We start from the raw sequence: 25,042 nt of genomic DNA on the forward strand, positions 1-25,042 counted from the left end.
GATGTGAATGTTGAAGTATAACAGTACATTATACTTAATACTAGCAGAGGAGGGAAGAAACGATGACTACCCCTGTATCTGTCAACGAGAAGAAAGACTTTATTCGCTGGTTTTTGAATAATTATCAGCTTAAGAGAAGAGAGTGTGTTTGGATTTTAAATTATTTAATGAGTCATGACCAACTCATGAAAAATGTCCACTTTGTTGAGCAAGCACAATACTGTCCTCGAGGAATCATCATGTCAACACATTGTGTCGATGATGTTCCATTTCGTTTTTATAAGGAAAATGTGATGACAACTGATGCTGAAAAATCATTTCATGATATTCGCTTAAACAGGGAAGAAGAAATATATATCCAACTTAATTTCAGGTCCTCCTTCCATTCTCCGAATTATGTGGCTGTACTTGAAGAGAATCCTTATATGCCGAAACATCTTCAGGTAAATGAACAAGATAAAGAATTAGCGAAGAAATTTCTTGAAGAATCGATTCAAATGTTTCAAAAGGAGCATCTGTTAAAGCGGATTGATGAGGCGCTTGACAGACAGGACAAATCAGAGTTTAACAAGCTGACGGAACAACTTAAACAATTACAATAGTAAAAGATGCGTATTGTAGGGCTGACAAAGTGTCAGTCTTTTTTCTTTGGTAAAAATATGATATTGTAGTTTGAGAGTTTAGCTTTATTTCGAAACATGTTGATTAGAGATTGCGAAGTGAAAGGAAGCATACAAATGAAATGGATTACAAAGGATATGGATGTATATTTACAGGCAAAGGAATACGTCGACACTGCTGTTATTCCTCTGATACCTGTATCGCTTGAAGGAAACTTGAAAAACACAGTTTCTATGGGAGAGTTTATTACCATCCTTTCAAACGAAGTAGAACGTCAGTTTAAAGGAAGGATTATTTTATTTCCCGCGTTTACTTATTCAAATGGTGAGGAACTCGAGATGGCCAAAAAACGCTTAAATCAATGGACAAGCGATTTAAATAATGAGGGCATGAAACATACTATTTTTATTACATCAGATAGCACCTGGAAACAAGTAGAGGCAGACTTAAATGGCTCACTTATTTGGCTCCCAACCTTACCACTAGAATATGTTGAGGAAAAATATAAACAAACCATGCTACAGGATCAAATGAAGCAATTGATCACTTTATTTACGAATATATGGCAAAAGTAATTTTATAATAAAAATTACCTTACTTTTCCTAAGAAAGTCACATAGTTGCCATTCTTTCGGTAAATCCTATTATTGACCTTCTACAAATATTGATATATCATGAGAATGTCCTAGTTTTAATTGTGTACACTCATGTCCGAAAAAGGGGACTTAGCTTATTATAGAGGGGGGAAAAAAATGAGCGAGAAAAAACAACAGGTTTCAAGACGTCAATTTTTAAACTATACTCTAACAGGTGTAGGTGGTTTCATGGCAGCTGGTATGCTAATGCCAATGGTCCGCTTTGCAGTTGACCCATTACTACAGCCCCAAGCTGGTCAAGATATGGTACAAGTGGTGAGTGTCGATAAAATTACAAATGAACCTCAAAAATTTGATTTTAAAGTTAATCAAGTTGATGCATGGTATGAATCTGACGTTGCAGTTTCAGCATGGGTTTATAAAAATGATAACGGCGACATTATTGCGCTTTCACCAGTATGTACGCATCTTGGGTGCGCGGTTTCATGGGCTGAGGATCCAAAGAACCCTGATCGTTTCTTCTGTCCTTGTCACTATGGTTTATATGAAAAGGATGGTACAAACGTGCCTGGTACACCACCAAGGGCTCCACTTGACGTGTATGAACATGAAGTAAAAGATGGTTATTTATATTTAGGAAAAGCGAAACCAAGAGGAGGAGCGTAATCAAATGTTAAATAAGATTTTTGATTGGGTTGACGAACGACTTGATATTACTCCTCTCTGGGCAGATATTGCAGACCATGAGGTTCCTGAACACGTAAACCCAGCGCATCATTTTAGTGCGTTTGTTTACTGTTTTGGAGGACTAACATTTTTTATCGTCGTCATCCAAGTACTTTCTGGTATGTTCTTAACAATGTACTACGTACCAGATATCATTAATGCGTGGAATTCTGTATATTACTTACAAAATGAAGTAGCGTTTGGACAAATTGTCCGTGGAATGCATCACTGGGGAGCAAGCTTAGTAATTGTTATGATGTTCTTACATACTCTTCGTGTATTCTTCCAAGGCGCTTATAAAAAACCTCGTGAGCTTAACTGGATTGTTGGGGTATTAATCTTCTTCGTCATGTTAGCTCTAGGATTAACTGGTTATTTATTACCATGGGATATGAAAGCGTTATTCGCAACAAAGGTTACACTTGATATTATTGACGCAACTCCAATTATTGGTCCTTATCTAAAGACCTTAATTGCGGGTCACCCTGAAATTGTTGGTGCACAGACCTTAACACGATTCTTTGCGATTCATGTATTCTTCTTACCAGCAGCTTTATTTGGTTTACTTGCTGCTCACTTTATCATGATTCGTCGTCAAGGTATTTCTGGTCCACTATAGGATATAAGACTTTGCCTTCATTTTATGAAGAGTAAAGTATTTGAATTTGAATGATGTATTTGATGAAAATATGTACAAACTCTTTTGAATGAAAATTCTCTAAAAAGGAGGGGGACCGATTATGCATCGCGGAAAAGGAATGAAATTTGTTGGGGACTCCCGTGTTCCTGTAAGCAATAAAAAGCATATTCCTAAAGATTACTCCGAGTATCCAGGAAAAACAGAAGCGTTCTGGCCAAACTTCCTATTAAAAGAATGGTTAGTTGGTTCTGTTTTCTTAGTAGCTTTTTTATGTTTAACAGCAGCACACCCATCACCATTGGAAAAAGTCGCTGACCCTACTGCGTCAGGATATATTCCATTACCAGACTGGTATTTCTTATTCTTATATCAATTGCTTAAGTATTCATTCGCATCAGGCCCATACACTGTAATTGGAGCACTTGTTATTCCAGGACTTGCGTTTGGAGCACTTTTACTAGCTCCATTCTTAGATCGCGGTCCTGAAAGAAGACCTTCAAAGCGTCCAATTGCAACTGGTCTTATGCTTTTAGCAATCGCTGCAACAGTTTATTTAACTTGGGAATCTGCGTCTCAAGTTGACTGGGAAGCAAGAGCTGAGTCTGCTAAGATTGTAGCTGAAGCTGAAATTGATAAAGAATCTGAAGGATACTTATTATATCAAGAAAAAGGTTGTATCGGATGTCACGGAGGTAACCTAGAAGGTGGACCTGCAGGTAAGGCACTAGTAGACAATGGCTTAGATCCTGAACAGATTGCTGACATTGCAAAGAATGGTCAAGGAGATATGCCTCCTGGTCTATTCGAAGGAACAGATGAAGAACTACAGAAGCTTGCTGAGTTTATCTCTGGCGTAACATCAAAATAATCAAAACAAAAAGCTGACTTAATAGTCAGCTTTTTTGTTTGAGAACCTTGACAAATCTATCATAAATAAGAGAATCTTGAGATAAGAAAAAGGAAAGTTGGTACATAGATGAAATGGATTACGTATTTAATGGGACAACGCTGGGTACTTTGGGTTCTTTTACTTATAAACGTTCCTGGTACAATTTATGGTTATATTTGGTATGAGAGTCAATTAAAGATTACGCCTTCAAAATTTTTACTATTTGTTCCTGATAGTCCAACGGCAAGCCTGTTTTTTTGTTTTGTGTTAATCGCGTTTCTCCTAAGAAAGAATTGGCCAATCATTGAAGCACTCGCAATCGTTACACTATTTAAATATGGGATTTGGGCGGTTGTCATGAATATTCTGACCTATTTTGTAGATGGGCTTGATATTTATGGATATATGCTGATTTTTTCTCATCTAGGTATGGCAATTCAAGGTCTACTTTATGCTCCTTATTATCGTATTAAGCCTATCCACTTGATGATTGCAGCTGTATGGACGTTCCATAATGATGTAATCGATTATGTTTTCTTTATGATGCCAAGATATAGTGTTTTGGATCAGTATGTTCCACAAATCGGCTACTTTACGTTTTGGCTAAGTGTCGTCTCTATCTTGATAACCTATTTACTTTGCGTTAGAAAAGAAAGCTTTAAACTAGAACTTCCTTAATTGAAGATTCAAAGAGGAGGATGAAAAAGAGTACGTCGACAAGAACGCGACGTTCTGTCGCATTGTCGACAATTGCACGTCCTTTGCTCGAAAGTTCGAGGGGGCACGTATGTTGTAAATACGTGAGCATATGATCTTGCACGCAGGAAAAACGATGTTTTTTCAAGAAACGAAAAATACTAGTCAACGAGCTTCCACAGAATGTGGTTACTTCGAGTTTGACACAGGACGTGTCAGTTATTAGTCGAAGTTCCTCAATTCGATGCGTCATTTTCAGAGGGATTTTTGAATAACCTCTATAAAAAGTAGGTCTACTCTTGTCCAATCTATCATACATTTTACTAGATGTTTGAGGAGGGACAAGTATGAAATTTTCTAGACTGGTTTGCATTATATGTATTATATTTATGATCTATCCGATATCCACAATAACTGCCTCCAATGAAGAGAATTGGGATAAACTGGATCAAATCTCTGATCAAGCCCTGCAAATGGTGAAGCAAGAAAGATACAAGGATGCTAAGCAATTATTGACACATTTTTCAAATGAGTTCTTACGGATGACTCAAGAAGAACAATCTTTTTCAATGGATGATCTTCGAATCATTACATCCACTCATAACTCTGCCTTGGAAGCTGTTATTTCATCTTCACTAGGTTTTGAGGAGAGGGTCCACCGGGTGACCCAATTACGTTTGGTTGTTGATGCAATGAGGTCTGAGCATCAGCCGATGTGGACAGAAATGGAAGATTCTATTATGGCAACTTTTGGGCAAATGAAAGAAACGGTTGAAATAGGAGATACAGAAAGGTTCAAACACGCACTTTCTGACTTTCTATCAAAATATGATATGATCCATCCAAGTATCTTGGTGGATATAACCCCACACGATGTTCAAAAACTAGATTCCCATATTGCGTTTTTAGATGCGTACCGTAATGAGGATTTAAAAGCAACTACACGAATGCAGCAACTAGATCAAATGGAACTTGACCTAAAGAATCTGTTTGAACGAATCAAAGAGGATGACGCCGATCCTTCCCTCATATGGGTAATGATTTCAACAGGTGGTGCTATCATTCTTACATTAATTTATGTCGGGTGGAGAAAGTATAAAGGTGAAAGACAAAAACGCTCAAAACAAAGGGATTATGATGAACGTTAACGGTGGGATTTAAGCCCACTGTTCTTTTTTATCTAAATCCCGTTCTAACGGTAGGAGATTTCACAAGATAACATTCGCATTAAAAGGTTAGGGGGCAGGTTATAGTTGCCAAAAATTAGGAAACTTGTCTGTTATAATTATTTTGTAAGCAAGTCAATTGACTTTGGTTCCTACTCAGAATAAAATTAAATTATATTTATAGTTTGGAGGATAAAAGAATGATTCTAGTTTATTTCGCTTTAATCATTATCATTCCGATATATGCACAATATAAAGTTAAAAGTGCATATAAGAAGTATTCACAAATTCCTTCTTCATCAGGTATGACGGGTGCTGAAGTAGCAAGAAGAATACTCGATCAAAATGGATTGTATGATGTAAGAATTGAAGAAACTCCTGGTATTTTATCAGACCATTATGACCCAAGGTCAAAAGTGGTTCGCCTCTCTACCGAGAACTACTATGGTACCTCTGTAGCAGGTGCGGCAGTAGCGGCCCATGAAGTTGGCCATGCAATCCAGGACCAACAAAATTATGCATTCCTACGTTTTCGCCATGCACTTGTTCCAGTAGCGAACATTGGTTCAAACTTTTCATGGATTTTAATCATTGCAGGTATGATTTTCACCATTCCAAGTTTAATGCTATACGGAATTATTTTTATGGCAGCGGCAGTATTATTCCAACTTGTGACTCTACCTGTTGAGTTTAATGCTTCATCAAGAGCCATGAGTGAAATCGTATCAGCAGGTGTCATTCGAAACGATGAAGAACGTGAAACGAAGAAGGTACTAAATGCAGCAGCACTTACTTATGTTGCAGCAGCAGCAGTAGCAGTACTAGAACTATTGCGCTTGATTCTAATGTACACAGGAATGACTCGTTCCGAAGAATAGTAGACTAAACAACGAAAGCCAGTTATCCAATGTAGATAACTGGCTTTATTTCAAAAATCAACTAGGTTTATTTGGCAACGTTTTTTATCTACATACCACACCTGTTCCTTGGAGTGTAGGCGCTCGACAGCTTGAAAAGCCCATGCCAGCAAAAAAGCGTAGCGCTGGAACGGAAAGGTAAAGGCCATTTCAACGTTCAATTGGCCTTTTATTTTCATCCAATGTAAATCCTTCTCCAAGAACATCATGAACATCACTTACCGAGACAAAAGCATGAGGATCAATCGTGATGATGACCTGTTTCAAGCGGCCAACCTCTCTTCTTCCAATGACACAATATAAAATATCCTTCTCCTGCTTCGTATATGAGCCGATTCCTTTTAAAATCGTGACGCCTCTATCCATTTCATGTAGAATTTTTTCAGCAATTTGCTCATTATGTTCTGAGATAATCATTGCTCCTTTAGCCGCATAAGCTCCCTCCTGCATAAAGTCAATGACCTTTGCCCCAATAAATACAGCAAGTAATGTGTACATTGCTTCGCGAGCTGAAAGATAGAAGATAACAGATACGGTAATAACTACTGTATCAAATAAAAACATAGTTCGACCCATCGGCCAGCCAACATATTTACGGACAAGTCTCGCAATAATGTCAACTCCGCCAGTCGTACCTCCATATCTGAAAATAATCCCAAGACCAACCCCGATAAAAACACCCGCGAATAAAGCTGCAAGCATTAAATCTCCATCTAGTGGAATCTCGATCTGGTACCGTTGAAAAAGCCATAAAAAGATGGAAACACTTATAGTACCGATAAGTGTATAATAAAAGGCAATACGCCCTAACAACTTCCAACCAATCAAAAATAGTGGGATGTTTAAAAGTAAATTCGTGTACGAAGGATCAAAATGAAAGAGAAAGTAAAGCAAAAGGGTAATTCCAGTAAATCCACCTTCTGCAAGATTATTCTGCATATTAAAATGCACGATCCCAAATGAAAATATCGCAGAACCTAGTAAAATAAAAATGATATTTTTAAATGTTAGTCTCAAAGTGACAAACCCCCGAATTAGACATAATTACCACTATATAGTATAGCTTACTGAAAGAGAAAACATGTCGGATAAAAGAAATAATTGTCAAAACTCTATATTTTAGGCTAACATAAGTGAAGAGGTGATATGAAGTGGCAGATAAAACAATGAAACAACTTCAAAAAGAAGTTGATGATTACATAAGTCAATTTAAAGAGGGCTATTTTAGTCCTTTAGCACTCGTAGCAAGATTAACCGAGGAATTAGGTGAACTTGCTAGAGAGGTCAATCACTACTATGGAGAAAAACCTAAAAAAGATACTGAAACTGAAAAAAGTATGGCTGAAGAATCAGGTGATCTATTATTTGTCTTGATTTGCTTAGCGAATTCTTTAAATATTGACCTAGAAGAGGCACATGATACAGTAATGAAAAAATTTAATACAAGAGATAAAGACAGATGGACTCGTATCGATACTAAAGAATAGGGGAGAAAGAAAGATGGAATCAGTTAAAATTGTAATCGCAGGCCCAAGAGGTAGAATGGGTAAAGAAGCAGTAGCACTTGTACAGGAAACAGAGAATTTCACTTTAGTTGGGGTAATTGACCATAAAAACAATGGCAAATTACTAAGTGAGATAGATGGGTTTTCTAATGTAGATGTTCCTGTTTATACAGATATTCTTGAAGCATTTAATGAAACAAATCCAGATGTATTAATTGACCTCACAACACCAGAGGTAGGTAAGTATCATACAGAGGTTGCATTACAGCATGGTGTTCGTCCAGTTGTAGGGACAACAGGATTCACGAAAGAAGAATTAGAACGATTGTCAAAATTAGCAGAGGAACGTGAAATTGGAGCTATTATCGCCCCTAATTTTGCAGTGGGTGCAGTATTAATGATGAAGTTTTCACAAATGGCAGCAAAATATTTTCAGGATGTTGAGATTATTGAACTTCACCATGATCAAAAATTGGATGCACCATCTGGTACGGCAGTGAAAACTGCTGAGTTAATAACGGCTGTTCGAGAGTCTAAGAAACAAGGCCACCCTGAGGAAAAAGAAACTATCCAAGGTGCTCGTGGTGCTGAGTATGATGGAATTCGCATGCATAGTGTGCGCTTGCCAGGACTTGTAGCACATCAAGAAGTCATGTTCGGTGGAAACGGACAAATGCTTTCCATTCGTCATGATTCATTTAATCGTGCTTCTTTCATGTCGGGAGTTAAGTTATCAGTAGACACTGTAATGAAGCTTGATGTTTTAGTATATGGACTAGAAAATATTATCGAATAAGGGGATACCAAATATGAAAATCGCTTTAATTGCTCACGATAAAAAGAAAACAGATCTTGTTCAATTTTCTACAGCCTATAAATCAATTTTAGAACAGCATGAATTGTTCGCAACTGGTACGACAGGAGCACGTATTTCAGAAGCGACGGGATTAAAAATTCATAGATTCCAATCTGGCCCACTAGGTGGGGACCAAGAAATTGGCGCAATGATTGCCAATAATCAAATGGATATGGTCTTATTCTTCAGAGACCCTTTAACAGCACAGCCACATGAGCCAGACGTTACAGCGCTCATTAGACTTTGCGATGTATATTCTGTTCCATTAGCAACAAATATGGGAACCGCAGAAGTTTTAATAAATGGTCTTGAAGCTGGATTTATCTCATGGAGAGAAATTATTCGCCAGAGACAAGACGGGTATAAATAAACCGTAATACATGAAGTGGGAGATTCGAAAATGAGACTAAAAATCGGAATTACCTGTTATCCATCAGTTGGAGGTTCAGGTATCGTAGCAACAGAGTTAGGGAAGTTGCTTGCGGAAAAAGGACATGAAATTCATTTTATTTCTTCAAGTCTTCCGTTTCGTTTAAATAAGATTAATCCAAACATTTATTTTCATGAGGTGGAAGTGAATCAATACTCAGTTTTTAAATATCCACCTTATGACCTGGCGCTTGCGAGTAAAATGGCCGAAGTAACAAAACGGGAAAAGCTGGACCTTCTTCACGTGCATTATGCTATTCCACATGCTGTTTGTGCGTATCTAGGTAAACAAATGGTTGGTGGGGACGTTAAAATTGTAACCACCCTCCATGGAACAGATATTACAGTTCTCGGTTATGATCCATCTCTTATCGAGTTAATTCGGTTCGGGATAGAACAATCTGATGCCGTAACAGCTGTTTCACAATCACTAGTTGATCAAACTTATGAGTTATTAGAACCTAATAAAGAGATCAAAACCATTTATAATTTCGTAGATGAGAAGGTTTATTTTAAAAGAGAAATCGGGGATTTACGAAAAGAATATGGGATTACAGAAGATGAGAAGGTCATTATCCATGTTTCAAACTTTCGAAAAGTAAAACGTGTTGAGGATGTTGTACGTGCATTTAATCTCATTCAAAAGAAAGTAAAGTCGAAGCTTTTATTGGTTGGAGATGGACCAGAACTTACCACAGTTTGTAAATTAATTAGCGAACTAGGATTGGACAATCAAGTTCTTCTTTTAGGAAAACAAGAGAACCTTCCAGAACTCTACTCAATAAGTGATTTAAAGCTTTTATTATCTGAAAAGGAAAGCTTTGGATTAGTATTAATTGAAGCGATGGCTTGTGGAGTTCCGACCATTGGTACAAATGTTGGGGGAATTCCAGAAGTTATACATGAAAATGTGGATGGCTTTATTTGTGAACTTGGTGATATCCATGATATTGCTAATAAGGCGATAACAATATTAACAGATTCAACTTTACATAAAAAAATGTCAAATCAAGCAATTCAATCTGTCAAAGAAAAGTTTAATTCGGAGCGGATTGTCAATAATTATGAGGACTTGTACTATTCCGTTCTTTCAAATAAGCGTTGATTGGGGAACACGGTGATGGATGAAGCATTTTTAAAAGCAAAAACAATTCTTACAAAACTACATAACAAAGGTTATGAGGCTTACTTTGTCGGTGGTTCCGTCCGTGATTACCTCCTCCATCGAACAATCGGTGACATTGATATTGCAACTTCGGCACTACCAGAACAAATCATGGACATATTTCCAAAAACTATTGATGTCGGTGCGGTTCATGGAACAGTGATTGTTTTACATGAGGATGAACAGTATGAAGTCACGACATTTCGTACGGAAGAAGGGTATGAGGATTACCGTAGACCTTCTCATGTTGAGTTTGTTACCTCTCTTCATGAAGATCTTAAAAGACGTGATTTTACCATGAATGCGATTGCGATGACTTTGAATGGTGAACTCATTGATCCTTTTGGTGGAAAAGAAGCAATTAGTAGCAAGCGAATCCAAACCGTTGGTAACCCTGATGAACGTTTTCGTGAAGATGCATTAAGGATGATGAGAGCTATCCGGTTTTTAAGCCAATTATCTTTTTCGTTGTCTATGGAAACACAATATGCTATAAGTGAAAATGCGCATTTATTAGAAAAAATTTCCATAGAACGGATTACGATTGAATTTGAAAAAATGCTTGCAGGTCCAAATTGTCAAGCTGCTTTCCCAATCTTGGTAGATACAAAATTATTTCACTATATACCTGGATTTGAAAAGGAATCAACAAAAATTAAAAAATTCTCTACATGTAGATGGAATCATTTGAAAGAAAGAGCTGAATATTGGACATTGGTTTGTTATTTGTTGGATAAGCAAGATGTGAAAGCTTTTTTAAGCCAATGGAAGCTTCCGAATAAAGTAAAAGAACAAGTGCTAGTAAACTTATCATGTTTAAATAGTGTTCTTCAGAAAAGTTGGAATAAAAAGCACTTATATGATTGTGGAGAAGAATGCATCCAACAGGTAGAGAGAATTCTAGATGTACTTGGAATTCGTCAAGATGGATCGCTCTATCAGGAGTATCGGCAATTACCCATTAAACAACGCTCGGAGATGGTCATATCAGGTAAAGATCTTCTACAATGGTACGATAAAAAGCCAGGAAAATGGGTTTCACAAGTCTTAGAGAAAGTTGAAAATGGGATTCTTGAAAGACAAGTTGAAAATAACAAGGATAAGATAAAGGAGTGGCTTCTATCTTGCAATCCGAAATAAGAAAGAAATTGTTAGAGGTCTTCTCAAATAGCAATGGAGAATTTGTATCTGGTCAAAAATTAAGTGAGCAACTAGGGTGCTCACGAACTGCTGTATGGAAGCATATCGAGGATTTACGAAGTGAGGGATATGAGTTAGAGGCTGTCAGAAAACTTGGGTACCGAATCATTTCCAAACCAGATAAAATTAGCGGAAATGAAATCCAGTTAGGTCTCGAAACGGATGTATTAGGGAGATCGGTTCATTTTGAAGAAACCGTCACATCAACACAGGCAATTGCACACCGTTTAGCATATGAAGGTGCTGTTGAAGGAACAATCGTTGTTGCAGAAGAACAGACAACTGGGCGTGGAAGATTAGATAGAGCATGGTACTCTCCTAAGCATACAGGAATTTGGATGAGCATGATTTTAAGACCTAAGATTCCACCTTCAAAAGCCCCACAACTAACACTTCTAGCAGCAGTAGGTGTTGTGCAAGCTATACAAGAAGTAACAGGATTAGAACCTGATATTAAATGGCCCAACGATATTTTAATTAATCAAAAGAAATTAGTTGGAATATTAACTGAACTTCAAGCCGAAACAGACCGAATTAATTCTGTTATTATCGGGATTGGCATCAATGTGAATCAAGAATTAAGCAATTTTCCTGAAAACTTACATTCTATTGCAAGTTCGTTAGCGATAGAAAAAGGTGAAAAAGTGGACCGAGCGAAATTAATTCAGGTAATCTTATTAAAAATAGAAAAGCTTTATAATGAATATTTACAACATGGATTTAAAGTCATCAAGATATTATGGGAAAGCTATGCGACAAGTATTGGTAAACATATTATCGCTAGAACACTCTCTGGTTCGATTGAAGGAAAAGCGATTGGAATTAACTCAGAAGGAGTATTGCTTCTTGAGGATGCGTCAGGTACTGTCCATCAAATTTATTCAGCTGATATCGAACTTCCTGAAAAGAAAGTGTAGAAATAATATAGAATCTTTTATATAATTCAAAGTAATGGGTGGTATCCTTTATGGAACTGCACCAAGTATTTACGATTTGCTTTAATCATTCACAATTGTATTCTGCCTTGATCCAATGGACTGGGACAGAGGGATGAAATTTACCGAACTCATTAATGTTTAATCCTTCTTTCTCTTTTTTGAAAGAAGGATTTTTTACTTTTTTAAATAAAAACTTACTACGAATCGGTCTTTCATCTCCTCTTTAAGGAACTCGAGGTTAATATCTTGAGCAAGGCGATTTAAAAGCCAAAAGGAGGAAGAATGATGAAACAAACAACAGATTTTTTGAAAATGAAACAAAAAAAGGAACCAATTGTCATGTTAACAGCCTATGATTATCCATCCGCAAAGCTTGCTGAAGAAGCAGGGGTTGATATGATCCTTGTAGGTGATTCTCTTGGAATGGTTGTATTAGGCTATGATTCTACTATTCCTGTAACGGTAGATGATATGATCCATCATACAAAAGCTGTGAAACGCGGTGCAAAGGATACGTTTATTGTAACCGATTTGCCATTTATGTCTTATCATGTTTCGCGTTCACAAGCCTTATCAAATGCAGCTCGTATCATGCAGGAATCGGGAGCACACGCTGTTAAAATTGAAGGGGCAAAAGATGTTATATATACGATCTCCTCTTTAACCGAAGCGGGAATTCCTGTCGTCGGACACTTAGGACTAACCCCTCAGGCTGTTGGCGTTTTAGGCGGATATAAGGTGCAGGGAAAGGACGCTGAAAGTGCTAGACAGCTAATTGAAGATTCGAAGAAGGTAGAAGCGGCTGGAGCCATTGCTCTTGTTTTAGAATGTGTTCCAAAACAATTGGGTGAAGAAGTTACAAAGAGCATTTCCATCCCAACAATTGGAATCGGAGCAGGTAACCATACGGATGGACAGGTTCTTGTCTTCCATGATGTCATTACATTTGGTGTGGACCGTGTACCAAAGTTTGTAAAACAATACACTTCAGTGAATGAGCCAATTTTAAATGGATTATCTAATTATGTGGCTGAGGTTAAAGCTCGTTCATTCCCTGAGGAAAAGCATACATTTACGATGAAAGAAGAAGAACTTGCAGGTCTTTATGGGGGAAAATAATAGCATGAGGATTATTACAACGATTAAGGAAATGCAGCAATATATCAAATCTATAAAAAACGAAGGAAAAACAGTCGGATTCGTACCAACAATGGGATATCTTCATGAAGGACATTTGACTTTAATGAAAAAGGCGAGAAATGAGAATGATGTTTTAGCCGTAAGTATTTTTGTCAATCCATTACAATTTGGTCCAAATGAAGATTTTGATTCTTATCCTCGAGATTTTGAAAGAGATCGTGGTCTCGCAGAAACAAACGGAGTGGATATATTATTTTACCCAAGTACTGAGGAAATGTATCCAACTGAAATGTCGCTAACTGCTAATGTTCAGGCAAGAATAGATGTGTTATGCGGTAGAAAGCGAAATGGTCATTTTGATGGAGTAGCGACCGTTCTTGTCAAACTATTTAATATCGTACAGCCTGACCGTGCTTACTTTGGACTAAAGGATGCTCAACAGGTCGCTATCGTGGATGGACTAATTACTGATTTTAATTTCCCAATCACACTTGTACCTGTGGAGATTGTTCGAGAAGAGGACGGACTTGCGAAAAGTTCACGTAATGTTAATTTAACGGACGCTGAACGTGTTGAAGCACCTAGATTATATGAAAGCCTTCTACTAGCAAAACGTGAAATTGACAATGGCGAACGTAATCCCAAGGTGATTGAAGAATTAATTAAAAATCATATTACAGTTCATACGTCTGGGAAGATCGATTATGTAGAAATATACAGTTATCCTGAACTAGACGTGTTGCAAACATTATCAGGTAAGATCATCATTGCGATCGCTGTCAAGTTTACAAAAGTTAGACTTATTGATAATATTACTTTTATCGTTTAATACTTTTTGGAAAAATTATTATTGGAAATCATACAGAACTCAAGGGGGACCATCATGTTCCGTACAATGATGAATGCAAAAATCCACAGAGCTCGAGTTACAGAAGCGAACTTAAACTATGTAGGGAGTATTACGATTGATAAAGATATTTTAGACGCAGTCGGAATGGTCGCTAATGAAAAAGTTCAAATTGTAAATAATAACAATGGGGCTCGTCTTGAAACATATATTATCCCTGGTGAAAGAGGAAGCGGTGTTTTTTGTTTAAATGGTGCTGCTGCTCGTCTTGTCCAAGAAGGGGATGTCATAATTGTCATATCATATGCGATTGTACCTGAGGAAAAACTTGCAGAACACAAGCCAAGGGTTGCAATCATGAACGAATATAATCAAATTAAAGAATTAATCCAGGAAGAACCAGCTGCTACTGTACTATAAAGATAAGCGGAAGGTGCCGCTAATCGGCAACAAGGATAAGTTATTTGCTGATTGAAGGAACATTTTGCCTTCCAAAGCGATTAGCTTAGACCAAAAGAGCCGATGGCGACATCGAAGACTATGTAAAAACGCCCCCAAATTGGGGGCGTTTGTGTTAGGAGGTACACCAAATGAAGAAGCGCTATGTCGTAGTAGACTTAGAAACAACAGGGAACTCTCCAAAAAAGGGCGATAAAATCATACAGTTTGCAGCTGTTGTTATTGAAGATGGGGAAATAGTAGAAAGATTTGCAACCTTTGTAAATCCAAAACAGGAAATACCTGTTTTTATTGAACAATTCACAAGTATATCCAATGAAGTCGTTGCAAATGCCCCAGATTTTTCAATGGTGGCTCCTGAAATTATATCAATGTTTAAGGATTCGTATTTCGTTGCTCACAATGTACCTTTTGATTATTCCTTTTTACAAGAGGAGCTTGCTAGTTGTGGGTTTGAGAATTTTCATTGTCTCACCATTGATACTGTTGAATTATCACGTGTGATGCTACCTGTTGCTGACAGTTACAAATTAGGACAGTTAGCTGAAACGTTATCGTTAACACATGAAAATCCACACCAAGCTGATAGTGATGCGGAAGTGACAGCAGAAATTCTCTTGAAAATTTTACATAAAATAGAGCAATTACCGCTTGTTACGATTCAAAAGCTATATTCATTGTCAAATTACTTTAAGAGTGATATTCGTGATATTTTGCAGGAGATAATCGATGAAAAATCGACCAGAGCAATTAGGGAATCAACTTTTGATATCTATCGAGGTCTTGCACTTCGCAAACACTTTAAACAAGGGGAAAAGAAACCGCAAAAAAGCAATTCTTATACAGAAGCTTTTCACCAAATGATTCGCGAGGCTTCATTTCGTCAAGGTCAGCTTGAAATGGTGCAGACCATTCTTCATGCACTTGAAACAAACCAGCATGCCCTCATTGAGGCGGGTACTGGAATAGGGAAATCAATGGCCTATTTACTTCCTGCTATCTATATTTCAAAAACAAAGGGACGCTGTTTGATAAGCACGAATACTATACAGCTTCAACAGCAGTTACTAGAAAGAGATGTCGCGAAAATTCGAGAAATGCTTTCATTCGATTTTGAAGTTGCTCTTTTAAAAGGGAGAGGAAATTATCTTTCCTTAAGGAAGTTTGAACAGATTCTTTATGAGGAAACGGATAACTATGATGAAGTATTAACAAAAGCACAAATTTTAGTATGGTTAACAGAGACAGAGACAGGGGATATTGATGAGATTAACTTACCATCTGGTGGCAAGCTTTTATGGGAACGTGTGAAAAGTACGTATAATCATCCCGAATATGAAGATACCATTTGGGAATCTCGATGCTTTTATGAGAAAGCAAGGATGAAGGCTCAAAAAGCTGATATTTTAATTATTAATCATTCATTATTATTACAGGATTTATACCATAACTTTGAAATTCTACCATCGTATGATTATTTAATTATAGATGAAGCCCATCATTTTGAAGCTTTAGCCAAACGGCAAGGTGGACAACATATTCATTATTTAACCATTCACTCTGTTTTTACGAGGATTGGGCTCCTTGAGACGAATGAATTACTTGCAAAATCATCAGAATTAATGAAACGTATTGGATTTAATGCTGATACTTTTATACGTGTAAATCAAATTCTGAAGGACATGAAGGCGACGATTAGTGACTTTTTCAAAATGATTCGCAGTCATGTTCTGGCGAAACAGAAACCCAATAACCTAACAAATCGGGTTCAATATTTATATCATGCGAAACATGAATCAAGCGTCTATTGGCAGGAAGCATATGAGCAACTGACAAAATGCAACATTTTAATTAAAGAGCTTAAAAATATAGTTCAATACCAAAAGGATTTTATTATCCAACATAAGTCTTTATTGACCCCAATACAGCTTGGTTTATGTAATGATTACAGTTTAGGTATCGATTTGTTAGTAGAAAAATGTTCAATGCTAGAGGACTTTTTAAAAGTTGAGGATACAGAAAATAATATTACATGGATTGAAATTGATCCGAAAGGGCCTGTTAACTCAGCAACACTTTTTGCAGAACCGATGGACGTTTCTGAATTTTTAGCAGATCAATTTTTCACTTATAAAAAAAGTGTGATTATGACTTCAGCAACTTTAACGGTAGATGATACATTTACCTATATGATTCACAAAGTAGGTTTAAATGACTTTCAACCCATTACACTACATATACCTTCGCCATTTAATTTTGAACAGCAAGCTGCAATGATGGTTCCAACAGATGTTCCACTCATTCACTCAGTTTCAGATGATGAATTTGTAGATACGATCGCTGACCGAATTTCTGAGATAGCAGTAAGGACAAACGGCCGAATGCTGGTTTTATTTACTTCTAATGAAATGCTACAAAAAACATATATGAAATTAAAGAATATGTCGAAACTCGAGGAATTTGTATTAATTGCACAAAGTATAAGTGGGGGTAGTCGGGCCAAATTAACAAAGAATTTTCAAGCGTTTGAAAAGGCAATTCTTTTAGGCACGAGTAGTTTCTGGGAAGGGGTAGATATCCCTGGCAAGGATTTAACTGCTCTTGTAATTGTAAGGCTCCCATTTACACCTCCAAATGATCCGATTTTTGCTATTAGGACGAAAGAAATTGAAGAAAAGGGAGGAGACTCCTTTAGAGAGTTGTCTTTACCAGAGGCTATAATCCGATTTAAGCAAGGGATAGGAAGACTTATACGCTCGGACAGTGATAAAGGAATTATCTTTATTTTAGATCGCAGAATTATGACAAAAAATTATGGCAAAAAATTTATTCGGTCCGTCCCTAGAATGCAATTTTATCATCAGCCTCTTAGCCAATTATTAGAAAAGCTTGATGAATGGTTGTAACATGAAAAAAGACCTGTCAACAAGACAGGTTTAGGCATGGGATAGGAGTTTAATTTTTATTCAAAAACTATATTGTGAATGGTAATACACCTGTTATAATGATGTAAGGTAACGTAGACAACTTCAGATGAATGTTGTAGTACTAGTAGTATTGTTAACCGTAATAGATAATCGTATGAATAGTAAAATTTGTGATGAATGAAGGGAGCGCAATTAGTTGGAAAGTAAGATAGAAGTTCTATCAACTGTAAAAATTCAAAATACACCTGATTTATATAAAATTGTTGATTTATTAAATCGAACCTTAAAACAAGAGGACCTCATGTTTGGGCTTGCGCTTGATCGTGATGATCAAAATAAAGCGGTTTTTACCATTTATCGCACGTAAAGTAGTTGATATTAATGAAAAAATGGATAATCGGGATAGTCATTCTTTTACTAATAGTTGTCATATGGGGAGGAATTAGCCTTTATCAATCGGCCTTAGAGCCGTTAAACGATGCCCAAGCTAGAGGAAATAAAATTGCGCTTGAAAAGACACCCATCCAAACAATTGAAGACAGTTATACATATTTTGGAACAAATGCATATCAAGTCGTTATTGGAAAAAATGATAAAGGGCAAAAAATGATTGCTTGGATTCCTGAAAAAAAAGGGAAAATTGTTACACGTTTTGAACGTGAGGGGATTACTGAGAACGAAGCACTCGATATCTTAAAACGTGAGCGGAATCCACAAGAAATACGTTCCGTAAAACTGGGGATCGAAGATAATATTCCTATTTGGGAAATTATTTATATAGGTAGTGACAATCGTCTGACCTACCATAAGCTGTATTTTGAAACTGGCAAATATCGGAATTCAATCAAACCATAAAATGTGAGGGGAAAATCATGAAATTAGCAAACAGAGTAGCAGCATTAACACCTTCTTCAACACTGGCCATTACAGCAAAAGCTAAAGAATTGAAAGCTGCAGGCCATGATGTAATTGGACTCGGTGCAGGTGAACCAGACTTTAATACACCTGACCATATCATCGAAGCTGCTGTAAATGCCATGAAAGAAGGGCATACTAAGTATACTCCTTCTGCTGGTCTACCTGCTTTAAAACAAGCAATTTGTGATAAACTTTTAGCTGATCAACAATTAGAATATAAACCAAATGAAGTAATAGTTGGAACTGGAGCAAAATTTGTATTATATGCATTGTTCCAAGTGCTTCTGAATAAAGGTGATGAAGTTCTTATTCCAACTCCATACTGGGTAAGTTATCCAGAGCAAGTAAAACTTGCTGAAGGAGTACCAGTATATGTAGAAGGAAAAGAAGAGAACCAATTTAAGGTGACTGTTGAACAGTTAGAAGCAGCAATTACAGATCGAACTGTGGCATTAATTATCAATTCACCTAGCAACCCAACTGGTATGCTTTATTCTAAGGAAGAATTGCAAGCAATTGGTGAGTTATGTGTGAAACACGATATTTGGATTGTGTCAGATGAAATTTATGAAAAGCTTGTTTATTTTGGAGCTTCACATGTTTCAATTGCACAAGTAAGCGAAGATGTAAAAGCAAAAACAATCATTATCAATGGACTTTCTAAATCTCACTCTATGACAGGTTGGAGAATTGGCTATGCAGCGGGGCCATTTGAAGTTATTAAAAGCATGACTGATCTTTCTAGCCATAGTATTTCAAATCCAACTTCAATTGCACAATATGCGGCTCTTGCGGCATATGAAGGGTCACAGGAGCCTGTCGAAACGATGAGACAGGCATTTGAAAAGCGTTTGGATGTCATTTATGACAAGTTGATAAAGGTACCTGGGATTTCATGCATTAAGCCACAAGGTGCATTCTATTTATTCCCTAATGCAAAAAAATGCGCAGAGCTAACTGGTTTTGAAAATGTGGATGATTTTGCTAAGGCGTTATTAGAGGAAGCACTTGTTGCAATTGTACCTGGTTCTGGGTTTGGTGCTCCAGAAAATATTCGCTTATCTTATGCAACATCATTAGAACAATTAGAAGAAGCGATTGAACGAATTCATAAATTTGTACAGGAAAAGATGTAATAAATAGTTTTAAAAGGGCGATTCCATTGGTATTAGAACCAAATGGGATCGTCCTTATGCTTTTCTTGCTTCATGATAACAAGAAATGTATAATGAAGTAGGATTTATACATACATAAGGTTTTACGGTTTTGGAGGGAAAATTGTGAAAACAACTATTTCAGAGGTTAATAAATATGTTGGTGAAGAGGTAAAAATCGGTGCTTGGTTAGCGAATAAACGCTCAAGTGGTAAAATTGCCTTTTTACAACTTCGTGATGGGACAGGCTTCATTCAAGGAGTCGTTGTGAAAGCGGAAGTGGATGAAGAGGTCTTCAAAAAAGCGAAATCAATTACACAAGAAACATCCTTATATGTAACAGGTGTCGTAAGAGAAGATGAAAGATCACCCTTTGGTTATGAACTTACAGTTACAAATATAGACATTATTCATGAGGCTGTCGACTATCCGATTACACCAAAAGAACATGGAACGGAATTTTTAATGGATCACCGCCATTTATGGCTTCGTTCAAAAAGACAGCATGCGGTTATGAAAATCCGTAATGAAATTATCAGAGCAACCTATGAATTTTTCAATAATCATGGATTTACAAAGGTTGACCCGCCGATCTTAACAGGAAGCGCTCCGGAAGGAACAACTGAACTATTTCACACTAAATACTTTGATGAAGATGCATTTCTCTCTCAAAGTGGACAGTTATATATGGAAGCTGCCGCAATGGCATTAGGGAAAGTATTTTCCTTTGGGCCAACATTCCGTGCAGAAAAGTCTAAGACTAGACGTCATTTAATTGAATTTTGGATGATTGAGCCAGAAATGGCATTTTATGAACATGAAGACAGCTTAAAAGTTCAAGAGGAATATGTTTCTCATCTTGTACAATCTGTATTGAAAAACTGTCAATTAGAATTAAAAACATTAGGTCGAGACATATCTAAATTAGAGAATGTAAAGGCGCCATTCCCTCGTATTACTTATGATGATGCGGTTAAGTTTTTACATGAAAAAGGTTTCGATGATATTCAGTGGGGTGATGACTTCGGTGCTCCACATGAAACTGCAATTGCAGAAAGTTTTGATAAGCCTGTCTTTATTACAAACTATCCAAAAGATATCAAACCGTTTTACATGCAACCAGCACCTGACCGTGATGATGTTGTTTTATGTGCTGACTTAATTGCTCCAGAAGGCTACGGTGAAATCATAGGTGGTTCAGAGAGAATTCATGATTATGACTTGTTAAAGCAACAACTTGAAGCACATGGTTTAACGAGTGGTGCATATGAGTGGTATTTAGATTTATGTAAATACGGTTCTGTTCCACATTCAGGATTTGGATTAGGACTAGAAAGAACAGTAGCATGGATTAGCGGCGTTGAACACGTTCGCGAAACAATCCCATTCCCACGTCTTTTAAACCGCCTATATCCATAAAAAAATGTAAGGAACCTTCCATGTTTAGGGGAGGTTCTCTTTTTATTGTTAATAAATAAGCCATTCAGTCCTCATCAGATTAAATGGCATTCTACCTAAGCAAATCAGTAAGATCAAAGACAGATATCTACACAGAACGTTTTATAAAACTGCATGAAATGGAATTCGACCAGCGTGAAACGTATACGTGCATTTTCGAAGATGAATGTCGTTGACACTTGCCACAGTACGTGACAATAGTTAGAAATATTACTCCTCAATTTCTTTGAGATCAAACCAAATATTTCTTTCTTATTGCTAATCGTCATCTCATGATATACTAGAGGATGGAGAGGTGTTAATACATGAAAATGGATAACTTAATTGATTTATTCGAGCAAGGTAGTATTTCAATTCCGAAAATGTTAATGTCCTCGTATCGACATCTACAGTTAAACGAAGAGGAAATGATGGTACTTTTTCATATCCTAACTTTTATGGATAGTGGAAACTTCTTTCCTACACCAATTGAAATATCAAATCGCATGACAATTACCGAAGAAAAATGTATGGAAATTCTACGTCAACTAATACAACGTGGGTATTTAGAAATAAAAGAAGGTAGCGATGAAAACCGCCTTATCTATGAAAAGTATTCCTTACGACCATTATGGGATAAAATGCTCAAACATGTGATTCAACAAAATATGAATGAACAAAAAGAAGTCGAAGAACAACAGGAAAAAGATTTATATACAATCTTTGAACAAGAATTTGGACGACCTCTTTCACCATTTGAGTGTGAATCTTTAGCGATGTGGCTCGACCAAGATCATCATGATCCTTCTATTATTAAAGCCGCACTGCGCGAATCTGTCATGTCTGGAAAACTTAATTTCCGTTATATTGATCGAATTCTATTCGAATGGAAAAAGAATGGCATCCGCACAATTGCTCAAGCCCAGAATCATTCCCAAAAGTTTCGTCAATACCAACAAAAAAACAAGCAATCAGAGCAAACTCAGCAAGGGAATTACAAACGAACCATTCCATTTTATAATTGGTTAGAGAGTTAAGGTAAAAGAAAAAAATTAGGTGATAAAAAATGTTAAACAAACAGCAAATTCGATTTTGTCTCGATACAATGGGGGAGATGTTCCCAGATGCTCATTGTGAATTAAATCATAAAAACCCATTTGAACTTGTCATTGCGGTTGCTTTATCTGCACAATGTACTGATGTACTAGTAAATAAAGTTACAGCGTCTTTATTTGAAAAATATAAGACACCTGAAGATTATTTAGCAGTTTCCCTTGAAGAGCTACAAAATGATATTCGGTCCATTGGTCTTTATCGAAATAAAGCGAAAAATATTCGTAAATTATGCCAAATGTTAATCGAAGACTACGGCGGTATCCTCCCTGAAGACCGTGATGAATTAACGAAATTACCTGGAGTAGGGAGAAAAACAGCAAATGTAGTCGTCTCAGTTGCTTTTGGGATTCCTGCGATAGCAGTGGATACACATGTGGAAAGGGTTAGCAAAAGATTAGGAATTTGTCGTTGGAAAGACTCCGTACTTGAAGTTGAAAAAACGTTAATGAAAAAGGTCCCAAAAGAAGAATGGTCTGTTACCCATCATCGCATGATATTCTTTGGAAGGTATCATTGTAAGGCTCAAAATCCACAGTGTGAGATATGTCCGCTATTAGAGGTTTGTAGAGAAGGGAAAAAACGAATGAAGGGGAAGGAAAAGGTTGGATAACATTCAAGAAAAACGCATTTCAAACGTAATAGAAAATTGGGATGCACGAAAAGACAACCTTACACACCTTTTTCAAAATCGAGAAAAAGCAGAAATAATAAATTTAATGAAAGATGCCATTGATGATTTCTATAACTTCTTGTTTTTAATGAATGGTAAACAGGTTCCAGCTGATAGAGAAAAACAAGAATTTCTTGCGAGGCTTGACTATAAGCCCATTAATCTTGAGGAACGACTACAGTTTGTTTTAAATAAGCCTCATCAATATCATTCTTTTGTTCAATTAAATGTGCTATATCTTGAGTTATTAAAACTTTACGCAAAAACGAAAATAATGAAGAATAAAAAATAACGCACAGTTCAAATATGTGATATGCTCCCCTTAAAGTAGACAGGTTAAAAAATAAAAATCTGCTTATTTTAGGGGGAGTATTTTTATGTCCAAAAGAGCACGTTCTTTAGAAGAAAAGTTTAAGGTAATCAAAGCCTTAGAAAATGGTACTCATTCATTGGCCGAATTAGAATCCATTTATAATGTGCAACATACATCCATTTATGATTGGATATACAAATATGAAAAGTATGGGATCGAAGGGTTAAAAGAGTCATCGTCCTGGAGGAAATATTCGAAGGAACTTAAATTGAAAGCCGTTAAGGATTATTTAAGTGGGGACTACTCTCTTCGAGAAGTTACAAGAAAATATGAAATTCCGAGTGATTCCACTCTTCGTCAGTGGCTAAAGAAGTATAATGGTCATAGAGAATTAAATGATACGGGAAAAAGGAGATCAGGCTCTATGACTAAAGGAAGAAAGACAACTTGGAAGGAACGAATTGAGATTGTACAAGATGCTTTGGCGAATGAAAAGAATTACCATCAAACTGCCGAGGATCATAAAGTATCTTATCAACAGATATATCAATGGGTACGTAAATATGAAGCTGGTGGATGGGATGCCTTAAAGGACCGACCAGGACGAACCAAGAGTGAAGAAGAGTTAACTTCAGAAGAAAAAATGAAGTTAGAGATGCGTCGAATCGAAAAAGAGAATGAGCGTTTACGTGCAGAAAATGCTTTCTTAAAAAAGTTAGAGGAGATCGAAAGGAGGCAAAAATAAACCAAGTAAGATATGAAGATAAGTATGTGGCAATCAAGGAACTTTATGAGAATGAAAATCTAAGTATCGTTTTACTGTGCGATATCGCAGGAGTTTCACGTGCTGGCTATTATAAATGGTTGAAACGTCAGCCTTCTACCCGAGAACTGGAGAACATAAAAATCGTAAAGGAAATGAAGAATCTTCATAAAAAAGTGGAGGGCATCTATGGATATCGTCGAATGACCTTAAATATCAATAGATTATTTAATCATAAATATAATCATAAACGTATCTTTAGACTTATGAATATTACAGGAATTCAATCTGTGATACGGAGGAAGAGACCGCAATATCAGCGATCCACCCCACAACACATTACAGATAATGTATTGAATCGTGAATTTACAGCTGAAAAGCCAAATGAGAAATGGGTAACGGACGTTACCGAGTTCAAATATGGTTCGTCACGTAAGGCTTATTTAAGTGCCATTTTGGATTTGTATGATGGTTCGATTATTAGCTATGTTTTAGGACATTCCAATAATAATAAACTTGTATTTAAAACCCTTGATGAAGCACTTGGTCAATTAAATGGGGAACATCCACTGATTCATAGTGACCGTGGATTCCAGTACACTTCTCATGGGTTTAAAAGAAGGCTGGATCAAACAGGAATGACACATAGTATGTCTCGTGTAGGAAAATGTATTGATAATGGACCAATGGAGTCGTTTTGGGGAACCCTCAAATGCGAGAAGTATTATTTACATAGGTATGAGACATTTGAAGATCTTTCGAAAGCAATTGATGAGTACATCTACTTCTATAATTATGAAAGATATCAAGAAAGACTAAACGGCCTTAGCCCTGTTGAATACAGAGCTAAAGCCGCTTAAGATGCATTTTATTATTTCCACTGTCTACTTGACAGGGGGCAGTTCAATGACTGTGCGTTATTTTTTGTCTGTGTACTTACAAGCTACATGTTAA

The 25,042-nt window shown here is 36.7% G+C and carries 27 protein-coding genes; 26 read left to right on the forward strand and 1 reads right to left on the reverse strand.

From position 1 onward, the window contains the following. Window positions 1–62 precede the first annotated feature (62 nt). The 8 genes from ACWPVE_RS17145 to ACWPVE_RS17180 all read left to right on the forward strand — a co-directional run bounded on the left by ACWPVE_RS17145 (window position 63) and on the right by ACWPVE_RS17180 (window position 6,212). The gene (locus tag ACWPVE_RS17145; protein ID WP_453995447.1) at window positions 63–602 is read left to right on the forward strand and encodes a ReoY family proteolytic degradation factor; all 540 of its coding nucleotides are present in this window, start codon (window positions 63–65) and stop codon (window positions 600–602) included. Window positions 603–737: 135 nt separating this feature from the next. Continuing rightward, a complete protein-coding gene (locus ACWPVE_RS17150) occupies window positions 738–1,196 on the forward strand; it encodes a YpiF family protein (RefSeq protein ID WP_453995449.1) in 459 nt (152 codons plus the stop codon). 177 nt (window positions 1,197–1,373) lie between these two features. Next, a complete protein-coding gene (locus ACWPVE_RS17155) occupies window positions 1,374–1,883 on the forward strand; it encodes a QcrA and Rieske domain-containing protein (RefSeq protein ID WP_453995451.1) in 510 nt (169 codons plus the stop codon). A 4-nt stretch (window positions 1,884–1,887) separates the two neighbouring features. After that, complete coding sequence (gene qcrB / locus ACWPVE_RS17160) at window positions 1,888–2,562, forward strand: menaquinol-cytochrome c reductase cytochrome b subunit (protein ID WP_453995453.1); 675 nt, start codon at window positions 1,888–1,890, stop codon at window positions 2,560–2,562. Between the two features lie 121 nt (window positions 2,563–2,683). Then, a complete protein-coding gene (locus tag ACWPVE_RS17165; protein WP_453995455.1) occupies window positions 2,684–3,451 on the forward strand; it encodes a c-type cytochrome in 768 nt (255 codons plus the stop codon). Between the two features lie 108 nt (window positions 3,452–3,559). After that, complete coding sequence (locus ACWPVE_RS17170) at window positions 3,560–4,150, forward strand: DUF1405 domain-containing protein (protein WP_453995457.1); 591 nt, start codon at window positions 3,560–3,562, stop codon at window positions 4,148–4,150. 365 nt (window positions 4,151–4,515) lie between these two features. Beyond that, a complete protein-coding gene (ypjB, locus tag ACWPVE_RS17175) occupies window positions 4,516–5,316 on the forward strand; it encodes a sporulation protein YpjB (protein WP_453995459.1) in 801 nt (266 codons plus the stop codon). A 218-nt stretch (window positions 5,317–5,534) separates the two neighbouring features. Continuing rightward, window positions 5,535–6,212, forward strand: a complete 678-nt coding sequence (locus ACWPVE_RS17180) for a zinc metallopeptidase (protein WP_453995461.1) — start codon at window positions 5,535–5,537, stop codon at window positions 6,210–6,212. Between the two features lie 189 nt (window positions 6,213–6,401). On the opposite strand, the gene ACWPVE_RS17185 is transcribed toward ACWPVE_RS17180, so the two are convergent. Beyond that, a complete protein-coding gene (locus ACWPVE_RS17185) occupies window positions 6,402–7,268 on the reverse strand; it encodes a YitT family protein (protein WP_453995463.1) in 867 nt (288 codons plus the stop codon). A gap of 134 nt (window positions 7,269–7,402) precedes the next feature. On the opposite strand from ACWPVE_RS17185, the gene ACWPVE_RS17190 reads away from it, so the two are divergent. From ACWPVE_RS17190 to ACWPVE_RS17275, 18 genes are all read left to right on the forward strand, one after another. Then, entirely contained in the window at window positions 7,403–7,738 is a 336-nt protein-coding gene (locus tag ACWPVE_RS17190) for a nucleotide pyrophosphohydrolase (protein ID WP_453995465.1), read from the forward strand. Window positions 7,739–7,751: 13 nt separating this feature from the next. After that, entirely contained in the window at window positions 7,752–8,552 is an 801-nt protein-coding gene (gene dapB, locus ACWPVE_RS17195; protein ID WP_453995467.1) for a 4-hydroxy-tetrahydrodipicolinate reductase, read from the forward strand. A gap of 13 nt (window positions 8,553–8,565) precedes the next feature. After that, a complete protein-coding gene (mgsA, locus tag ACWPVE_RS17200) occupies window positions 8,566–8,982 on the forward strand; it encodes a methylglyoxal synthase (RefSeq protein WP_453995469.1) in 417 nt (138 codons plus the stop codon). A 30-nt stretch (window positions 8,983–9,012) separates the two neighbouring features. Continuing rightward, window positions 9,013–10,146 (forward strand): N-acetyl-alpha-D-glucosaminyl L-malate synthase BshA, encoded by a 1,134-nt coding sequence (gene bshA, locus ACWPVE_RS17205; RefSeq protein ID WP_453995471.1) that lies wholly within the window; start codon window positions 9,013–9,015, stop codon window positions 10,144–10,146. Between the two features lie 15 nt (window positions 10,147–10,161). Continuing rightward, window positions 10,162–11,346: a CCA tRNA nucleotidyltransferase gene (locus tag ACWPVE_RS17210; protein WP_453995473.1), complete on the forward strand. Its 1,185-nt coding sequence runs from the start codon at window positions 10,162–10,164 to the stop codon at window positions 11,344–11,346. Then, on the forward strand, window positions 11,319–12,323 hold the full coding sequence (locus ACWPVE_RS17215; RefSeq protein WP_453995475.1) for a biotin--[acetyl-CoA-carboxylase] ligase: 1,005 nt from the start codon (window positions 11,319–11,321) through the stop codon (window positions 12,321–12,323). The genes ACWPVE_RS17210 and ACWPVE_RS17215 overlap by 28 nt, the downstream gene beginning before the upstream one ends. A 306-nt stretch (window positions 12,324–12,629) precedes the next feature. Continuing rightward, window positions 12,630–13,463 (forward strand): 3-methyl-2-oxobutanoate hydroxymethyltransferase, encoded by an 834-nt coding sequence (gene panB, locus ACWPVE_RS17220; protein ID WP_453995477.1) that lies wholly within the window; start codon window positions 12,630–12,632, stop codon window positions 13,461–13,463. A 4-nt stretch (window positions 13,464–13,467) separates the two neighbouring features. Then, on the forward strand, window positions 13,468–14,313 hold the full coding sequence (panC, locus tag ACWPVE_RS17225; RefSeq protein ID WP_453995479.1) for a pantoate--beta-alanine ligase: 846 nt from the start codon (window positions 13,468–13,470) through the stop codon (window positions 14,311–14,313). 54 nt (window positions 14,314–14,367) lie between these two features. After that, a complete protein-coding gene (panD, locus tag ACWPVE_RS17230; RefSeq protein WP_453995481.1) occupies window positions 14,368–14,751 on the forward strand; it encodes an aspartate 1-decarboxylase in 384 nt (127 codons plus the stop codon). 170 nt (window positions 14,752–14,921) lie between these two features. Next, the gene (dinG, locus tag ACWPVE_RS17235; protein WP_453995483.1) at window positions 14,922–17,696 is read left to right on the forward strand and encodes an ATP-dependent DNA helicase DinG; all 2,775 of its coding nucleotides are present in this window, start codon (window positions 14,922–14,924) and stop codon (window positions 17,694–17,696) included. A gap of 217 nt (window positions 17,697–17,913) precedes the next feature. Next, complete coding sequence (locus ACWPVE_RS17240; RefSeq protein WP_453995485.1) at window positions 17,914–18,084, forward strand: YpmA family protein; 171 nt, start codon at window positions 17,914–17,916, stop codon at window positions 18,082–18,084. A 14-nt stretch (window positions 18,085–18,098) separates the two neighbouring features. Next, window positions 18,099–18,572, forward strand: a complete 474-nt coding sequence (locus ACWPVE_RS17245) for a cell wall elongation regulator TseB-like domain-containing protein (RefSeq protein ID WP_453995487.1) — start codon at window positions 18,099–18,101, stop codon at window positions 18,570–18,572. A gap of 17 nt (window positions 18,573–18,589) precedes the next feature. Beyond that, window positions 18,590–19,771 carry a pyridoxal phosphate-dependent aminotransferase gene (locus tag ACWPVE_RS17250; protein ID WP_453995489.1) on the forward strand — a complete coding sequence of 394 codons (1,182 nt, stop codon included), beginning with the start codon at window positions 18,590–18,592 and terminating at the stop codon, window positions 19,769–19,771. A gap of 144 nt (window positions 19,772–19,915) precedes the next feature. Further along, window positions 19,916–21,208 carry an asparagine--tRNA ligase gene (gene asnS, locus ACWPVE_RS17255; RefSeq protein WP_453995491.1) on the forward strand — a complete coding sequence of 431 codons (1,293 nt, stop codon included), beginning with the start codon at window positions 19,916–19,918 and terminating at the stop codon, window positions 21,206–21,208. Window positions 21,209–21,552: 344 nt separating this feature from the next. Continuing rightward, entirely contained in the window at window positions 21,553–22,263 is a 711-nt protein-coding gene (locus ACWPVE_RS17260) for a DnaD domain-containing protein (RefSeq protein WP_453995493.1), read from the forward strand. Between the two features lie 29 nt (window positions 22,264–22,292). Further along, the gene (nth, locus tag ACWPVE_RS17265; protein ID WP_453995495.1) at window positions 22,293–22,952 is read left to right on the forward strand and encodes an endonuclease III; all 660 of its coding nucleotides are present in this window, start codon (window positions 22,293–22,295) and stop codon (window positions 22,950–22,952) included. After that, complete coding sequence (locus ACWPVE_RS17270; protein ID WP_453995497.1) at window positions 22,945–23,304, forward strand: YpoC family protein; 360 nt, start codon at window positions 22,945–22,947, stop codon at window positions 23,302–23,304. The genes nth and ACWPVE_RS17270 overlap by 8 nt, the downstream gene beginning before the upstream one ends. A gap of 85 nt (window positions 23,305–23,389) precedes the next feature. Next, a protein-coding gene (locus ACWPVE_RS17275; RefSeq protein ID WP_453995499.1) for an IS3 family transposase occupies window positions 23,390–24,948 on the forward strand; the annotation gives its coding sequence in 2 pieces (ribosomal slippage) (window positions 23,390–24,023 and window positions 24,023–24,948; 1,560 coding nt in all). Window positions 24,949–25,042 lie beyond the last annotated feature (94 nt).

This window comes from Bacillus nitroreducens, assembly GCF_964021195.1.

What these genes read in the sequence shown, in the direction of transcription:
- dapB (WP_453995467.1), top strand. Translation starts at nt 7,752, where the DNA reads ATGGAATCAGTTAAAATTGTAATCGCAGGCCCAAGAGGTAGAATGGGT.
- ACWPVE_RS17245 (WP_453995487.1), top strand. Translation starts at nt 18,099, where the DNA reads ATGAAAAAATGGATAATCGGGATAGTCATTCTTTTACTAATAGTTGTC.
- ACWPVE_RS17170 (WP_453995457.1), top strand. Translation starts at nt 3,560, where the DNA reads ATGAAATGGATTACGTATTTAATGGGACAACGCTGGGTACTTTGGGTT.
- ACWPVE_RS17165 (WP_453995455.1), top strand. Translation starts at nt 2,684, where the DNA reads ATGCATCGCGGAAAAGGAATGAAATTTGTTGGGGACTCCCGTGTTCCT.
- panC (WP_453995479.1), top strand. Translation starts at nt 13,468, where the DNA reads ATGAGGATTATTACAACGATTAAGGAAATGCAGCAATATATCAAATCT.
- ACWPVE_RS17155 (WP_453995451.1), top strand. Translation starts at nt 1,374, where the DNA reads ATGAGCGAGAAAAAACAACAGGTTTCAAGACGTCAATTTTTAAACTAT.
- dinG (WP_453995483.1), top strand. Translation starts at nt 14,922, where the DNA reads ATGAAGAAGCGCTATGTCGTAGTAGACTTAGAAACAACAGGGAACTCT.
- ACWPVE_RS17145 (WP_453995447.1), top strand. Translation starts at nt 63, where the DNA reads ATGACTACCCCTGTATCTGTCAACGAGAAGAAAGACTTTATTCGCTGG.
- ACWPVE_RS17260 (WP_453995493.1), top strand. Translation starts at nt 21,553, where the DNA reads ATGAAAATGGATAACTTAATTGATTTATTCGAGCAAGGTAGTATTTCA.
- panD (WP_453995481.1), top strand. Translation starts at nt 14,368, where the DNA reads ATGTTCCGTACAATGATGAATGCAAAAATCCACAGAGCTCGAGTTACA.
- mgsA (WP_453995469.1), top strand. Translation starts at nt 8,566, where the DNA reads ATGAAAATCGCTTTAATTGCTCACGATAAAAAGAAAACAGATCTTGTT.
- ACWPVE_RS17150 (WP_453995449.1), top strand. Translation starts at nt 738, where the DNA reads ATGAAATGGATTACAAAGGATATGGATGTATATTTACAGGCAAAGGAA.
- qcrB (WP_453995453.1), top strand. Translation starts at nt 1,888, where the DNA reads ATGTTAAATAAGATTTTTGATTGGGTTGACGAACGACTTGATATTACT.
- nth (WP_453995495.1), top strand. Translation starts at nt 22,293, where the DNA reads ATGTTAAACAAACAGCAAATTCGATTTTGTCTCGATACAATGGGGGAG.
- bshA (WP_453995471.1), top strand. Translation starts at nt 9,013, where the DNA reads ATGAGACTAAAAATCGGAATTACCTGTTATCCATCAGTTGGAGGTTCA.
- panB (WP_453995477.1), top strand. Translation starts at nt 12,630, where the DNA reads ATGAAACAAACAACAGATTTTTTGAAAATGAAACAAAAAAAGGAACCA.
- ACWPVE_RS17180 (WP_453995461.1), top strand. Translation starts at nt 5,535, where the DNA reads ATGATTCTAGTTTATTTCGCTTTAATCATTATCATTCCGATATATGCA.
- ACWPVE_RS17250 (WP_453995489.1), top strand. Translation starts at nt 18,590, where the DNA reads ATGAAATTAGCAAACAGAGTAGCAGCATTAACACCTTCTTCAACACTG.
- ACWPVE_RS17210 (WP_453995473.1), top strand. Translation starts at nt 10,162, where the DNA reads ATGGATGAAGCATTTTTAAAAGCAAAAACAATTCTTACAAAACTACAT.
- ypjB (WP_453995459.1), top strand. Translation starts at nt 4,516, where the DNA reads ATGAAATTTTCTAGACTGGTTTGCATTATATGTATTATATTTATGATC.